Origin of the sequence: Chthoniobacter sp., from assembly GCF_040003245.1 — a bacterium.
Classification (GTDB): domain Bacteria; phylum Verrucomicrobiota; class Verrucomicrobiia; order Chthoniobacterales; family Chthoniobacteraceae; genus Chthoniobacter.
Genome location: NZ_JBDUCX010000061.1, coordinates 15,266 through 30,357, shown reverse-complemented (window position 1 = coordinate 30,357; position 15,092 = coordinate 15,266). Strand labels below are relative to the sequence as shown.

The 15,092-nt window shown below is 63.4% G+C and carries 13 protein-coding genes; all 13 read left to right on the top strand.

Going from position 1 to position 15,092, the window contains the following annotated elements; genetic code table 11:
- Positions 1–659: ATP-binding cassette domain-containing protein (locus ABJF10_RS10690; RefSeq protein WP_348544551.1), on the top strand; the 659-nt coding region annotated here is incomplete at its 5' end.
- Positions 660–821: 162 nt separating this feature from the next.
- Positions 822–1,274: a hypothetical protein gene (locus ABJF10_RS10685; RefSeq protein WP_348544550.1), complete on the top strand. Its 453-nt coding sequence runs from the start codon at positions 822–824 to the stop codon at positions 1,272–1,274.
- A 53-nt stretch (positions 1,275–1,327) separates the two neighbouring features.
- Positions 1,328–2,272: a 16S rRNA (cytosine(1402)-N(4))-methyltransferase RsmH gene (gene rsmH, locus ABJF10_RS10680; RefSeq protein WP_348544549.1), complete on the top strand. Its 945-nt coding sequence runs from the start codon at positions 1,328–1,330 to the stop codon at positions 2,270–2,272.
- Positions 2,259–2,630, top strand: coding sequence for a hypothetical protein (locus tag ABJF10_RS10675; protein WP_348544548.1), 372 nt, complete (start codon positions 2,259–2,261; stop codon positions 2,628–2,630). Before rsmH ends, ABJF10_RS10675 begins: the two co-directional genes overlap by 14 nt.
- Positions 2,627–4,414 (top strand): penicillin-binding protein 2, encoded by a 1,788-nt coding sequence (locus tag ABJF10_RS10670; RefSeq protein WP_348544547.1) that lies wholly within the window; start codon positions 2,627–2,629, stop codon positions 4,412–4,414. The genes ABJF10_RS10675 and ABJF10_RS10670 overlap by 4 nt, the downstream gene beginning before the upstream one ends.
- The gene (locus ABJF10_RS10665) at positions 4,411–5,886 is read left to right on the top strand and encodes a UDP-N-acetylmuramoyl-L-alanyl-D-glutamate--2,6-diaminopimelate ligase (protein WP_348544546.1); all 1,476 of its coding nucleotides are present in this window, start codon (positions 4,411–4,413) and stop codon (positions 5,884–5,886) included. The genes ABJF10_RS10670 and ABJF10_RS10665 overlap by 4 nt, the downstream gene beginning before the upstream one ends.
- Before the next feature lie 5 nt (positions 5,887–5,891).
- Positions 5,892–7,259: a UDP-N-acetylmuramoyl-tripeptide--D-alanyl-D-alanine ligase gene (gene murF / locus ABJF10_RS10660; RefSeq protein WP_348544545.1), complete on the top strand. Its 1,368-nt coding sequence runs from the start codon at positions 5,892–5,894 to the stop codon at positions 7,257–7,259.
- Positions 7,256–8,395: a phospho-N-acetylmuramoyl-pentapeptide-transferase gene (mraY, locus tag ABJF10_RS10655; RefSeq protein WP_348544544.1), complete on the top strand. Its 1,140-nt coding sequence runs from the start codon at positions 7,256–7,258 to the stop codon at positions 8,393–8,395. Before murF ends, mraY begins: the two co-directional genes overlap by 4 nt.
- 2 nt (positions 8,396–8,397) lie before the next feature.
- Positions 8,398–9,729, top strand: a complete 1,332-nt coding sequence (gene murD / locus ABJF10_RS10650) for a UDP-N-acetylmuramoyl-L-alanine--D-glutamate ligase (RefSeq protein WP_348544543.1) — start codon at positions 8,398–8,400, stop codon at positions 9,727–9,729.
- 2 nt (positions 9,730–9,731) lie between these two features.
- The gene (locus tag ABJF10_RS10645; RefSeq protein ID WP_348544542.1) at positions 9,732–10,517 is read left to right on the top strand and encodes a LysM peptidoglycan-binding domain-containing protein; all 786 of its coding nucleotides are present in this window, start codon (positions 9,732–9,734) and stop codon (positions 10,515–10,517) included.
- Positions 10,518–10,524: 7 nt separating this feature from the next.
- Positions 10,525–11,685, top strand: a complete 1,161-nt coding sequence (locus ABJF10_RS10640) for a putative peptidoglycan glycosyltransferase FtsW (protein WP_348544541.1) — start codon at positions 10,525–10,527, stop codon at positions 11,683–11,685.
- A 3-nt stretch (positions 11,686–11,688) separates the two neighbouring features.
- Positions 11,689–12,774 carry an undecaprenyldiphospho-muramoylpentapeptide beta-N-acetylglucosaminyltransferase gene (gene murG / locus ABJF10_RS10635; protein WP_348544540.1) on the top strand — a complete coding sequence of 362 codons (1,086 nt, stop codon included), beginning with the start codon at positions 11,689–11,691 and terminating at the stop codon, positions 12,772–12,774.
- Complete coding sequence (murC, locus tag ABJF10_RS10630; RefSeq protein WP_348544539.1) at positions 12,774–15,074, top strand: UDP-N-acetylmuramate--L-alanine ligase; 2,301 nt, start codon at positions 12,774–12,776, stop codon at positions 15,072–15,074. The genes murG and murC overlap by 1 nt, the downstream gene beginning before the upstream one ends.
- Positions 15,075–15,092: the final 18 nt, after the last annotated feature.

The window sequence follows — 15,092 nt, the reverse complement described above, 5'->3', positions numbered from 1 at the left end:
CGCTCGTCGGCCACACCGGCGCGGGCAAATCGACGCTCGTGCATCTGCTCACGCGCTTCTACGAGTTCGACTCCGGCGAGATCCTCATCGACGGCAAACCGCTCCGCGATTTCTCCAAGAGCGCCCTGCGCTCCGCGGTCGGGATGGTCACGCAGGAAAGCTTCCTCTTCAACGGCTCGATCCGCGACAACCTGCGGCTCGGCAAGCCTACAGCGACCGACGCGGAATTGTTGGCGGTGCTCGACGCGGCCAACGCGCGTGAGTTCGTCGACCGTCTGCCGGAAGGCCTCGGCACGGTCGTCGGCGAGCGCGGGGTGAAGTTGAGCGTTGGGGAAAAGCAGCGCGTGTCCATCGCGCGGGCGCTGTTGAAAGATCCGCCGATCCTCGTGCTCGATGAAGCGACCGCGAGCGTCGACACGAATACCGAGCGTCTCATCCAGCAGGCGCTCGACCGGCTCATGGAAGGCCGCACGAGCTTCGTCATCGCCCACCGGCTCTCGACCGTCCGCCATGCGGACCAGATCCTCGTGCTCGACCACGGGCGCATCGTCGAGCGCGGCACGCACGAGGAACTCCTGGCGCTCGAAGGCCTCTATGCGAAGCTCTGCGCGAGCAGCTTCCTCGATTCGCGCGCAGGTGCGGAATTGGCGACCCCGTGAAAATTTAATTGCAGTTAATTACCACAGGGGCGGTGGAGGGCCGTGGAACAAGTGGAACAAAAGTGAAAGAAATCTCTTTAAAAGCGTTGACCTTTCGGACGAATTTGGGAGAAATAGGGTCGTTTTGGGACGACTTGGGAGAAAAGCCCAAAGCAACCCGCCATGGCCGAAAACACTCAGAACAATGCCGCGCCCGTCTTCATGGGCGAGTTCTGTCATGCCATCGACGGGAAGAATCGCATCACCATTCCGGCCCCGTGGCGCTTCGCGGAAGAGGTCGAGTTGTTCCTCATTCCGAGCTCGTCGAGCAACTGCCTGATCGTCATGCCGCGCAAGGAACTCGACCGCATGCGCACCCAGGCCGCGGGCATGCCTGGCCCCCAGCGCACCGCCATCCTGCGCCGCATCGGCTCCCAAGGCCGCCAGGCCACGCTCGACAAGCACGGCCGCCTCTCGCTCCCCGACGAATTTTGCCAGCAGTTCAAACTCTCCGGCGACGTCACCCTGTGCGGCGCGCTCGAGACCATCGAAATTTGGAACACCGCGGAATGGAACGCCGCCGCCCCGACCACCAAGTCAGCCTCCGATCCGTTCCTGGCAGATTTTGGCCTATGACCGTTTGCCTCGAAGTTCCCAAAAAGCCGCGGCCCAAAGCACGGCGCACCCCTTTGAAGACCCGCTCCTACGAATATCACGAATCCGTGTTGCTCGCCGAAATCGTCGAGCGGCTCGCGCCTGCCCCGGGCAAAGTGATGGTCGACGGCACCCTCGGCGGCGGCGGACACACCGCGGCCTTCCTCGCGGAAGGCGCGCGCGTCATCGGTCTCGACCAGGATCCCGAGGCGCTGACCTTCGCCGGCCAGCGGCTCACCGAGTTTGGCGACCGCTTCACTGCGGTGCACAGCAGTTTCACCAAGGTCGGCGAAGTGCTCGACGGTCTCGGCATCGCGAATATCGACGGCGCCCTGCTCGACCTCGGCGTCTCGTCGCGGCAACTCGATGCCCCCGAGCGCGGCTTCAGCTTCATGCGCGAAGGTCCCCTCGACATGCGCATGGACCCCACGAACTTGATCAGCGCCGCGGACCTCGTGAACACGATGGCCGGGGAGCAGCTCGAGAAAATCTTCCGTAACTACGGCGAGGAACCGTCGGCGCGCAAAATCGCCGCCCGCCTGGTGCGCGACCGCCTGGTCACCCCCTTCCGCACCACGCTGCAACTCGCCCAAGCCGTCGAGAGCGTCGTGCCGCGCCACGGCCGCACGCATCCCGCCACGCGCGTTTTCCAGGCCCTGCGCATCGCCGTGAATCGCGAACTCGAAGCGCTGACCAACGGCCTCGAGCAGTTTTCCCAGCGCCTCGCGCCCGGCGGCCGCCTCGCCGTCATCACCTTCCATTCCCTCGAGGACCGCATCGTCAAAGTCTTCTTCAAGGAGCGCACCACCGCATTCATCGACCGGCCGGAGTGGCCGGAAGCGCGGCCCAATCCCCTGCACATTTTCAAAGCCATCACCGGCAAGCCTGTTGTCGCCAGCGACGCCGAGCAACGGGCCAATCCGCGCTCCCGCAGCGCGAAACTCCGCGTCGTCGAAAGGTTACCCTATGTCCAGCGCTAACCGCCGCCGTCACGCCAACGCCATCCCCATCGCGTCGTTCGTTACCTGGGTCTTTATCGGTATTTTCGCCGCCGGAGGCGGGCTCGCTTACGTCTGGTGCAAGAACCAGCTCTACACCACGGGCACGGAGATCAAGTCGCTCGAGCGCGAACTCGTCGACCTCAAGAACAAGAACGAAGTGGCGCAAAGCAAGATCGCCCAGCTTTCTTCCACAGCCAAGCTCCAGGAACGGTACGACACCAACTACATCAAGCTGGTGCCGATCACCAACGATCACATCACCGTCCTGAGCAATGCTCCCGTGGCGCCCAATTCGGGTGAACTGCGCCCCGTCTCCAACGAAAGGACGCACGAGTGAACTCCACAGCCCAAAAGCGCGCACTAGTCACCTGCTTTGCGCTGGCCGGCTGCTTCACCGTCTTCTCGTTCCGGCTCGTCAATCTCCAAGTCACCAAGCACGACGAGTATGCGGCCCAGGCGGCGGCGAATCACGTCATGCGCCAGACGATCACGGCACGGCGTGGATTGATCCAGGACATCCACGGCGAATCGCTCGCCCAGAACGAGCCGGTGCGTACCGTGGTGGCCGATGCCACCTTGATCAGCGACCGCAACGCGATGGCGGAATTGATCTCCACCGCGCTCAAGATGCCGCACCCGCAGGTGATGGAGAAGCTCAACCGCGAAGTCTACTCCCAGGCGCTGAAGAAGAATGTGCCGGTGCCCTATATCGTCCTGAAAAAGGAAGTGCCGGACAATGTGGCCTCCGAGCTCGCGGCCCAGCTCGAGAAGCGCAGGATGCGCGGCGTCTATTTCGAACCGGGCTCCACGCGCGTCTACCCGAACGAACAGATGCTCTGCCACATCCTCGGCTACGTGAATGGCGCGAATGTCGGCGTCGACGGCGTCGAGCGCACGATGGAGGATTTCCTCCGCGGACACGACGGTTTCCGCTACTCGGAGCGCGACCGCACGGGCCGGGAGATCGTCCCCTACCGCGGCCAGGAGAAGGAAGCGCGCAACGGCAACAACGTGCGCCTGTGCATCGACATGGGCCTGCAAAACATCGTCGAGATGGAGATCGAGGCGGCCTACAAGCAGTTCCGCCCGAAGAGCGCCACCATCATCCTCATGCAGCCGAAGACCGGCGAAATCCTCGCGCTGGCCAATCGCCCGAACTTCAATCTCAACGTGCAGGAGAACGTGCCGGAGGACCACCGCCGCAACCGCGCCGTCTCGGACATCCTGGAGCCGGGCTCGACTTTCAAAGTCGTCACGGCCGCCGCCGCGCTCAGCGAAAAACTGGTGCAGCCGCAGACGATGATCAATTGCGAGAACGGTTACTTCGCCGCGGTGAAGCTCCACGATCACCACCCGTATCCCGACCTCAGCGTCCACGACATCCTCGTCAAATCGAGCAACATCGGCGTGGCCAAGCTGGCCATGCAGCTCGGCGACCAGAAGTTCTACGAGTACGTGCGGCGCTTCGGTTTTGGCGAACGCACCGGCGTCAATCTCCCCGGCGAGGTCGGCGGCATCGTCCACCCGCCGCATAAATGGAGCAAGATTTCCATCACGCGCATGCCGATGGGCCAGGAAGTCAGCGCCACCCCGTTGCAAGTGGCCGCCGCGATGTGCGCCATCGCCAATGGCGGCCACCTCATGATGCCGCAGATCATTCACGACATCACCGACGACCAGGGCCACGTGCTCACCCAGTTCCCGCCGCAGGAAGTCCGCACCGTCGCTTCCAAGAAGGCGACCGATGCCGTGCGCGACGCGCTGGTGGAAGTCGTCAGCCCGCGCGGCACCGCCACGCTGGCCCAGGTGATGGGTTACAAAGTGGCCGGCAAGACGGGCACGGCGCAAAAGCTCGATGCCGATGGCCACTACAGTCACGACCATTACGTGACCTCCTTCGTCGGCTTCATGCCGGCGGAAGATCCGGCCTTTGTCGCCCTGGTCCTGATCGACGACCCGCAGGTTTCCCACGACAAGAATTACGGCGGCATGGTGGCGGCCCCGGTCTTCTCGCGCATCGGCGAAAAAGCCGCCCGCTACCTGAACCTCAAGGCCACCGAGGTGGTCCCCACCGGCAGTGTCATGGCCCGGCAAAGCACCGGCGATTTCCGCGATCAATGAAACTCGACGCGCTCCTCTCCCAAGTTTCGACGGTAAAGGTGGATGGCCCGACTGACCGGGACATCACCAACCTGACCTACGACTCCCGCCGCGTGAAGCCGGGCACGCTGTTCTTTGCGCTCAAGGGCGAAAAGGTGGACGGCTCGGTCTTCATCGACGCCGCCATTGCCGCAGGCGCGGAAGCCATCGTGAGCGAGAACGCGTCGATCAAGACACGGGCAACGAATATCGTCGTGGCCGATGCGCGCAACGCCATGGCGGACTGCGCCGCCGCCTACTTTCAGCACCCCGCGCGGGCGTTGAAGATCGCGGGCGTCACCGGCACCAACGGCAAGACCACGACCGCGTTTCTCATCAAACACATTTGCGAAGCGGCGATGCTGCGCTGCGGCCTGCTCGGCACCGTCCGCTATGAAGTCGGCGACCGCGTGCTGCCCGCCGCGCGCACCACTCCCGAGTCCCTCGACGTACACGATCTGCTGTGGCAGATGCGCTCCGCCGGCTGCAAGGCCTGCGCGATGGAAGTGTCCTCGCACGCGCTCATGCAGGCGCGGGTGCGCGGCGTGGAGTTCGACGCCGCGGTCTTCACCAATCTCACCCAGGACCACCTCGACTATCACAAGACGATGGAGGCCTATTTCGAGGCGAAGTCGCGCATGTTCAGCGAGCTCGCCGCGCAGCCGAAGAAAAAGGGCAAGGCCGTCATCAACCTCGACGACCGCTACGGGGCCATGCTGGTGCAGCGCTTTGCGAAGGAAATCCCCGTCGTGACCTACGGCGTCGGCGTGCACGCCGATTTCCGCGCCAGCAATGTGCGCATCGATTTCCACGGCACCAGCTATCAGCTCGACGCCGGCGGCCGGAGCTACCTCGTGCGCCTGCCGCAGATCGGCCAATTCAACGTCTACAATTCCCTGGCCGCGCTCGCCGCGGCGAATGCCATGGGCGTCGATGTGCGCGCCGCCGTGCTCGCCCTGGCCACCGCCACCGCAGTGCCGGGCCGCCTCGAGGCGGTGCCCGCCCAGCGGCAGTTCCGCGTCTTCGTGGATTACGCCCACACCGATGATGCCTTGCTGAACGTCATCAAAACCTGCCGCGAATTGAATCCCGCGCGGCTCATCGTCGTCTTTGGTTGCGGCGGCGATCGCGACAAGACCAAGCGCCCACGCATGGGCGCGGTCGTCGACCAGAACGCCGACTACGCGATCGTGACTTCCGACAACCCACGCAAAGAAGAGCCTCTCGACATCATTGAGGACATCAAGCCCGGCCTGCGCCGCGGCAACTACGAGGTCATCGTCGACCGCCGCGAGGCCATCTTCAAGGCCGTGGCCATGGCCCAGCCACGCGACATCATCCTGATCGCGGGCAAGGGCCACGAAAACTACCAGGAATTTGCCGACCGCACCATGCCGTTCGACGACGTGGCGGTCGCCCGTGAAGCCCTCGATGCCCGGCGGACCGAAGGATAGCCACCATGGACGCCACTCCTTTTGAAAAAATCGCCCTCTGGGCCGGCGGAAAGCTGGCCACCGGCGATCCGCAGGGCACCGCGAGCGTCGTTTGTACCGACTCGCGGGCGCTCAAGGCGGGTGACTTGTTCGTCGCCTTGCGCGGCGATAAATTCGACGGTCACACCTTCGTCGCCGAAGCTTCCAAACGCGGAGCCGCCGGTGCGATCGTCGAAGAATTTCCCGCGGAACTGCCCACCGGCTTCGCCGTCGTGCTGGTCAAGGACACGTTGCAGGCGCTTCAGCTTCTCGCCACGGAATACCGGCGCAGCCTGGATCTGCAGGTCATCGGCCTCACCGGCAGCAACGGCAAGACGAGCACCAAGGACCTCACGGCCGCGGTGCTCGGCGAGAATTTCCAGGTGACCAAGACGGAAGGCAACCTGAACAACCACATCGGCGTCCCTCTCACGCTCTTGCGCGCGCGCGGCGCGGACCAGATGGGCGTTTTCGAAATGGGCATGAATCACGCCGGGGAGATCGCGCCGCTGGCGGCGATGGCCGCGCCGGAAGTCGGCATCATTACCAATGTCGGCATGGCGCACATCGAGTTTCTCGGCAGCAAGGACGCGATCGCCCAGGAAAAGGGCATGCTCGCCGAGGCGTTGCCGCCGAGCGGCACGCTGATTCTGAACGCCAACGACGAGTTTTCCGCCTCCATCGCCGCGCGCACCCGGGCGGATGTCGTGCTGGCCGGAATCGACACCGGCGAAGTCTTCGCGACCAATCTGCGCGTCAGCCCCGCCGGCACCAAGTTCACCCTCAATGCCGATGGCCGCACCGCGGAGGCGGAACTCGCCGTGCCCGGCAAGCACATGGTGAGCAACGCGATGCTCGCCGTCGCCGCCGGCCGTGTTTTCGGTCTCTCGCTCGAGGAATGTGCGGCGGGCCTCACGAAACTGCGCCTCACCAAGGGCCGTCTCGAACAAAAGATGATCCGCGGCATCCAGGTGATCGACGATACCTACAACGCCAATCCCGATTCCGTCGCCGCCGCCCTTCGCACGCTGGCCAGCATGCCAGCGGTGGGCCGCCGCATCGCCGTGCTCGGCCGCATGGGCGAGCTCGGCACCGAGGCGGAGCGCGGGCATCGCATGGTCGGCGAAGTCGCTGCCCAGGTGCATCTCGACAATGTCATCGGCGTCGGCGAAGACGCGCAGTGGATCACCGACGCCGCCTGGCGCGGGGGCGTGGAGAAAGTGGTGCGTGTGGAATCGACCGAAGAGGCGACGAAAGTGCTGCGTGATCTCGCCAAGGCCGGCGACCTCGTCTTAATCAAGGGCAGCCGTTCCGCGCGCATGGAGCGCATCGTGGAGGGCTTGCTCGCGCCATGATCTACTATCTCTACAAACTCTCGCTGCTGCATCCGAACCAGGATTTCTTCCGGGCGCTGAACGTCTTTCAATACATCACGCTGCGCGCCCTCGGCGCAGCGCTGACCGCCTTCCTGCTCTCGCTGATGTGCGGCAACTGGACGATCCGCCGCTTGATCTCGCTCAAGCTCGGCCAGCCGATCCGCACCAAGGAGGAAGTAAACAAGCTCTTCGAATTGCACGGCGCCAAGGCCGGTACACCGACCATGGGCGGCGTGCTGATGCTCGGCGCGGTGATCGTCTCCTCGCTCATCTGGGCGCGCCCGGACAACTCCTTCGTCTGGCTGCTCCTCTTCACCCTGGTCTATTGCGGCGGCCTCGGCTTTTGGGACGATTATCTCAAGGTCAGCAAGAAGAACTCCGCCGGCGTGAGCGAGCGCACCAAGCTCGTGGCGCAGGGCATTCTCGCCATCATCATCACCGTCTTCTTCCTGACCAACCCGAACATCGACGTGCAGGCCCGCTCGCTCTACATGCCGTTTTACAAGGATCCGCTGATCGCCAATCTCGGACTCGTCGGCACGCTGGGTTTCTTCGCCCTCGTCATCATCGGCGCGTCCAACGCGGTCAATCTCACCGATGGCCTTGACGGCCTCGCCGCCGGCTGCACGTGCACTGCCGCCTTCGCTTACTCCATCCTCGCCTATGTCTGCGGGCACGTGAAGGTCGCCTCGTATCTCCAAATCCCCTTCTATCCTCTCGCCGGGGAATTAACCGTCATCTGCATGGCGCTGGTCGGCGCATCGTTCGGTTTCCTCTGGTTCAATTGCCATCCGGCGAAAATGTTCATGGGCGATACCGGCTCGCTGGCCATCGGCGGCATGCTCGGCGTCACGGCCATCTGCACGAAACAGGAAATGCTGCTCGTCGTCGTAGGCGGCGTGTTCGTCATCGAGGCCGTGTCGGTGCTCATCCAGCGGACCTGGTTCAAGATCACCAAAAAACGCTACGGCGAAGGCCGCCGCGTCTTCCTCATGTCGCCGCTGCATCATCACTTCGAGCTCAAGGGCTGGAAGGAAAACACGGTGATCGTCCGCTTTTGGATCCTTTCCATCATGTTCGCCTTCCTCGGCCTCGCCACCCTCAAACTCCGTTGAATGTGTCTTACGCCCACCAGTCCATCGCCGTTCTCGGCGCGGGTGAAAGCGGTGAATCCGCCGCCCGCCTCCTCCACCAGGAAAATGCCATGGTAACGATCCTCGACACCGCCGAAGAGAACAAGCTGCGCAAGAAAATCGAAGCGCTCGGCGCGGAAGGCATCCGCGTCATCGCCGGCCTCGCCGCCGAGCACGAGAGCACGCACAGCCGTTATGACGCCGTGATCCTCAGCCCCGGCATCGATCCCGCCGTGCCGCTGGTGCAAAACTTCATCAAGCGCCGCATCGAGATGATCGGCGAACTCGAGCTCGCCTACGAGATGTGCAAGTGCCCGATCATCGGCATCACCGGCACGAACGGCAAAACCACGACCACCCAGCTCGTGGAAAAAATGCTCAACGCCTGCGGCGTCAAGACGGTCGCTTGCGGCAACATCGGGCCAGCCTTTTCCGCCAAGGTGCGCGAGAGCGCCCGCCTCGACGTCATGACCGTGGAAATCAGCTCGTTCCAGCTCGAGACCGTGCGCCGCTTTCACTGCCAGACTTCGGTGTGGCTCGGTTTCGCGCCCGATCACCTCGACCGCTATCACTCGATGGAAGAGTACTACGCGGCGAAGATTCGCATCTTCGAAAACCAGACCGCAGACGACTGGGCGATCGTCAACTACCGCGACAAGCTCCCGCCCTTGCAGGCGCAGAAGATCACCTTCAGCGCGTACGTCTCCGACGGCGACTTCGACCTGCGCAACGGCGTCATCCATTTCCGCGGCGTGCCCGTGCTGGCCATGGCCGAGACGAACCTGCGCGGCTCGCACAATGCGGAGAACCTCATGGCCACGCTCGGCGTCGGCTTCGTGCGCGGGCTGAGCTTTGCGCAGATGGTTCCGCCCTTGCGCGAATACAAGCCGCTGCCGCACCGCTGCGAAATCCTGCGCACCGTGAATGGTGTCGAGTGGGTGAACGATTCCAAGGGCACGAATCCCGATTCCGTCGAGAAAGCGCTGCACTCCGAGACGCGCCGCGTGGTCCTGATCGCGGGCGGCAAGGACAAGGGCTTCGAATACGACCTGCTCACCGATCTCGTCGCCGCGCGCTGCCGCGCGGTGGTGGTGATGGGCGAGATGGCCGACCGTATCGAGGCCATCTGGAAAGCGCGCCTGCCCGTCTCCAATGCCGGGCGCTCGCTGGAAAAAGCGGTCGAGCTGGCGCACAGCCTCGCCCAGCCCGGCGATGTGGTTCTTTTCAGTCCTGGTACTTCGTCCTTCGACATGTTTAAAAATTACGCCGACCGCGGAAACCAGTTCCGCGCCTTGGTCCAAGCTCTACCTGCCTAAAAATGAAAACGCCTAAATTCTTCAGCAAACTCTCCGCTGTCCTTACACCGCGCCCGAAGAAAAAACTGCAAGCCACGGCCGCGCGCGCTGCACGCCGCTCGGCGGACGATTACGACGAGGAAGAGCCGACGACCAATCTCTCCAGCGCATTCGTCGTGGTGCTCATCCTGCACGTGGTCGCGGTGGGCGGCATCTACGCCTTCAACAGCATCAAGCAATCGCGTAAGGGCCACGAGCCGATCGTCGCGCCGATCGAGCAGACCGCACCCGCGCTGCAGCAAAAGTCCCTCGCGCAGAATGACACCCCGGCGAGCGCAGCGACGACGGCGCATGCGGCCGCAGCCGCGGCTCATTCCACGGAGACCGCACCCGTGCCCGCGGTCGCTCCCGCCAGGCCCGAGACCGGCCATCAATACCAGGTCAAAGCCGGCGACAACCTGACCAAGGTCGCCTTCGCCTACGGCGTGACACCGGCCCAGATCATGGAGGCCAATCACCTCAAGGAAGGTGCCGTGCTGCACCAAGGCCAGACGCTGACCATTCCGGCGGCGAAGACGACGGACAAGACCGCGGACGCAAAAAAGACCGGCGCCACGCCGAAGCAAGCCGATGTCCCACCCACCACCACCACGCCCGGATTCTACACCGTGAAGAAAGGCGATACGCTGACTTCCATCGCGCGCAACTACGGCCTCACCACGGAGGAATTGGTGAAGGCCAACAAGATTACCGATCCCAAGAAATTGCAACTGGGTCAAACGTTGAAAGTGCCGCCGCGCAAGAGTTGAGCCGCCGTTGAACGCGCACCGCACCAGTGTTTATCTTCTAGTCGTTACGGTCATTGGCCTGATCGTGCTCGGCCTTGTGATGCTGTCGAGCACGTCCGCCTACGCGCCCGAGAGCCACGGCAGCGCGATGTTTTTGCTCAAGCGCCAGGTGGTGTGGCTCGGCATCGGGATGGTCGTGTGCGCCATGGCGGCGGCGCTCGATTACCACCATCTGCAAAAGACGTGGTGGATCTGGTTCCTGCTCTCGGTCTTCCTCCTCGCGCTGTGTTTCGTGCCGCACATCTGCCATCGCATCAACGGCTCGCGCCGCTGGATCAATATCGGCGTGACGTTTCAGCCCTCGGAATTTGCCAAGCTCGCGGCGGTCGTGACGGTGGCGTGGTGGTTCGCGCGCGACGAAGCGTACTCGCGGCAGTTCCTGCGGGGCTTTGTGGCGCCGCTCGTCGCCTCGGGCGTCCTCATGGGCCTCATCGCCCCGGAAGTGGACATGGGCACCACGGCGCTCATCGGCACGACCACCTTTTTGCTCATGTTCATCGCCGGCACGCGACTCGTTTATCTCGTGCCGACCGTTGCTTCGGGCTTCGTGGCGCTGATCTTCGTGGCGTTGAAAATGCCGCAACGCTTCGGCCGCATGATGGCGTTCATGTATCCGGAAAAATATCCCACGGAGGCGTATCAGACCGTGCAGGGTTTGATCGCGCTCGGCTCCGGCGGCGTGGAGGGCCTGGGCCTCGGCAACGGCCGGCAGAAGATGATGTATCTGCCCTTCGCGCACACCGACTTCATCTTCCCCGTGGTGGGCGAGGAGCTCGGCCTGCGCATCACGCTCGTGGTCGTTTTCACTTACATCGTCTTCATTCTCTGCGGCGCGATCATCGCCATGCGGGCGCGGGATCGTTTTGGCATGTTGCTGGGCTTCGGCATCGTCGTGATCATTGCGCTGCAGGCGGCGGTGAATATCGGCGTGACCACCGCGCTCCTGCCGAACAAGGGGTTGCCCCTGCCCTTCATCAGCTACGGCGGCTCGAATCTCGTTTTTTGTCTGCTCGGCGTGGGCATCTTGATCAATATCTACCGCCAGGGTCTCAATGAGCAGGATGATCAAAAAAACAGTGTTGTCATGCGCGCTCGCACGCGCAATGCCCGGCGCGTCGTGCGCCTCTAAACTATGAATTTCGTTATCGCAGCCGGCGGAACAGGCGGACACCTGTTTCCGGGTCTCGCCGTGGGAGAAGTCCTGATCGCCCGCGGCCATCGCGTGATGCTGATCATCTCGGAGAAGGAGATCGACTCGCTGGCCACACAGGGCCGCAGCGACTTCCGCATCGAGCGCGTGCCGGGCGTGGGGCTGCAAAGCAAATCGCCCCTCGCGATCTTGAAGTTCATCCTGAAATTCCGCGCCGGCCTGGCGCAGGTGAAGGCGCTCTATCGCGACTTCGCGCCGCAGGCCGTGATCGGCATGGGCGGGTTTACCTCCACCGCGCCGTTGCTGGCCGGGCGGGCACGGAAAATCCCCACTTTCGTTCACGAATCGAACGCCATCCCCGGCAAGTCCAACAAGCTCAACGGCCGCATCGTCACGCGTGTGCTGCTCGGCTTCGAGGAGTGCGCGCAATTCTTCCCGGCGGGCAAATGCACCGTCACCGGCACGCCGATCCGCACTTCGCTGGCCACGCGTCTCGACAAGACCGAGGCGCTGGCCGCGTTCGGGCTCACGCCGGGCAAACAGACGTTGCTCGTCATGGGCGGCAGCCAGGGGGCGCACGGGATCAATCAATCGCTGAGCAACGCCCTGCCCCAACTGGCCAAATACGCCTTGCAGGTCATTCACCTCACCGGCAAGCAGGACGAAGTGATGATGCGCGAGAGCTATGCCAGGGCGGGCATTACCGCCTTCGCCGCGGCTTTTCATCATCGCATGGAGGCGGCCTACAGCGCCGCGGATTTCGCCATTTCGCGCAGCGGCGCGGCGAGCCTCACGGAGCTTTCGCACTTCGCGCTGCCCAGCATTCTCATCCCTTATCCCTTCGCGGCGGAAGATCACCAAACTTTCAACGCGAATATCTTTGAAAGAGCAGGTGCGGCGACGCTATTAAAGGAGCGCGAAACCAGCGGTGAAACGCTCGCCAAAAAACTCCTCTGGTTTCTCGAAGATCCGCAACGGCTTTCCGATATGTCGGCGCGCAGCGCAAGCCTCGCGCCGCAGCAAGCCGCCGAGCGGGTCGCAGACACCATCCTCAACTCTTGCGCATAATGGACACGGGCCAAATCCTTGCAGACATCCTCGTCGGCGGTGAACTGAAAGTTCACCTCATCGGCGTGGCCGGTTCCGGCATGAGCGGCATCGCCGGACTGCTGGTCGCACTCGGGCATCACGTGAGCGGCTCGGACAAGGCGCGCAACATCGAGATCGATCGGCTGGAAAAGCTGGGCCTGCGTTTTTACCTCGGGCAGGACGCGGCGAACATCTCCGACGCCGACCTCATCATCTTTTCCTCGGCCATTCGTCCGGGCAACGTGGAGTACGACGAAGCGATCCGCACGAACCGCAACATGGTGCGCCGCGCCGATGCGCTCGCCGCGATCCTCAATTGCAAAAAGGGTATCGTGGTCTGCGGCATGCACGGCAAGACCACGACGTCGTCGATGGCCGCGCATGCGCTCAAGGTCGGCGGGCTGTGCCCGTCGCACTATGTGGGCGCGGAGATCCCGATTCTCGGCACCAATGCGAACTGGGATTCGCGCGGGGAATTCTTCGTGGCCGAGGGTGATGAGAGCGACGGCACGCTGGCCTTCTATCATCCCGAGCACGCCATCGTGTTGAACATCGAGGAAGAGCATCTCGATTATTACGCGGACCTCGCGGCGATCGAGGTGGTGTTCAACCAATTGCTCTCGCAGACGCGCGGCAAGGTGATCTTCAACGCCGACGACGCGAACGCCACGCGCCTGTGCAGCCCGCATCCCGGCGCCGTTTCCTACGGGGAATCGCACACCGCTTTCTATCGTTTCGACGATGTGCACACGAAGGACTTCCAGTCGCACTTCCGCGTTTTGCGCGGCGGGGAACCGCTCGGTGCGATCACGCTCAACGTGCCCGGCCGGCATAATGTCAGTAATTCCGTCGGGGTCGTGGCGCTGGCCACGGAACTCGGCGTGCCTTTCGCGAAGATCGCCGAGGCGCTGGAGTCGTTCCGCGGCGCGCGGCGCCGGTTTGAGATCAAGTATCGCAGCGACCGCTACATGGTGGTGGACGATTACGGCCATCATCCCAGCGAGGTGAAAGCCACGCTCGCCACCGCGAAGAATACCGGCCGCAAGCGCGTGCTCTGCATGTTCCAGCCGCACCGCTATTCACGCACGCTCAAGCTCAAGGAGGAATTCGGTCGCGCGTTCCATCATGCGGACGTGGCGATCATTGCCGATGTCTATCCCGCCAGCGAGCTGCCGATCGAAGGCGTGAGCGGCCAGACCATCGTGGACGAAATGGTGCGCGAAGGCCACGAGGCCGCGAGCTTTCAGCCGGACCGCAAGAGGATCGCGCTCGAGATCGGCCGCGCGCTCGAGCCCGGCGATGTGATCATCAGCCTCGGCGCGGGCAACATTCATGAAGCGGGCACGATCCTCGCCCGGGACGTGAAGCAGCTCGACGAGTTGCAGACCGTGATGGGCCACGGCTCGATCAAGCTCTACGAGCCGCTTTCCAAGCACACCACGATGCGCGTGGGCGGACCGGCGCAGTTTTGGGCCGAGCCCGAAACCGAGGAGGCCTTCGCGCGCCTCGTGCGTTTTTGCACGCTCAACGAACTCCCGATTTTCGTCATGGGCCGCGGCTCGAATCTGCTCGTGCGCGATGGTGGCATCCGCGGCGTGGTCGTGCATCTGTCGCGCGGCGAATTCAAGAAGATCGAAGTGCGCGACGGCAAGATCCAGGCAGGCGTGGGCGTAAAGCAGAAGGAACTCGCCTACGCCGCGCGCGACGCCGAGATCGGCGGCTTTGAATGGCTCGAAGGCATTCCCGGCAACGTCGGCGGCGCCTTGCGCATGAATGCCGGCGCGATGGGCGGGGAAACCTTCCGCCAGGTAGTCAGCGTGCGCTTCATCGATCCGCACGGCAATTTTCACATGAAGACGCCCGCGGAAATGGATGTCCACTATCGCCACTGCGGCACCCTGGACAAAAACTACGCGGTGTCCGCGACCTTCGTCGGCCAGCCCGGCAACGCGGAGCAAATCGAGAAATTGCTCGAAGCCTCCACGCAGAAGCGCCGCACCAGCCAGCCTCGCGAATCGAGCGCCGGTTGCATCTTCAAGAACCCTGAGCAGTGCCCCGCGGGCAAGCTCGTCGACGAGCTCGGTCTCAAGGGCGCGCGCATCGGCGGCGCCAAGGTTTCCGAGGTCCACGGCAATTTCATCGTCAACGACGGCCACGCCACTGCCACGGACGTGCTCGCCATGATCGACAAGGTCAAGGAAGTCGCGCTCCGCGAGCGCGGCATCAAGCTCGAGACCGAAGTGCAGATCGTCGGCGAAGAGAAAGGGATCCATGACTGATCCTCAAAATCTGCAAGA

Excerpts from the sequence above, each read along its gene's own strand:
- ABJF10_RS10685 (WP_348544550.1), top strand. The coding sequence starts at position 822 with ATGGCCGAAAACACTCAGAACAATGCCGCGCCCGTCTTCATGGGCGAG.
- murG (WP_348544540.1), top strand. The coding sequence starts at position 11,689 with ATGAATTTCGTTATCGCAGCCGGCGGAACAGGCGGACACCTGTTTCCG.
- murC (WP_348544539.1), top strand. The coding sequence starts at position 12,774 with ATGGACACGGGCCAAATCCTTGCAGACATCCTCGTCGGCGGTGAACTG.
- ABJF10_RS10675 (WP_348544548.1), top strand. The coding sequence starts at position 2,259 with ATGTCCAGCGCTAACCGCCGCCGTCACGCCAACGCCATCCCCATCGCG.
- ABJF10_RS10665 (WP_348544546.1), top strand. The coding sequence starts at position 4,411 with ATGAAACTCGACGCGCTCCTCTCCCAAGTTTCGACGGTAAAGGTGGAT.
- murF (WP_348544545.1), top strand. The coding sequence starts at position 5,892 with ATGGACGCCACTCCTTTTGAAAAAATCGCCCTCTGGGCCGGCGGAAAG.
- mraY (WP_348544544.1), top strand. The coding sequence starts at position 7,256 with ATGATCTACTATCTCTACAAACTCTCGCTGCTGCATCCGAACCAGGAT.
- ABJF10_RS10645 (WP_348544542.1), top strand. The coding sequence starts at position 9,732 with ATGAAAACGCCTAAATTCTTCAGCAAACTCTCCGCTGTCCTTACACCG.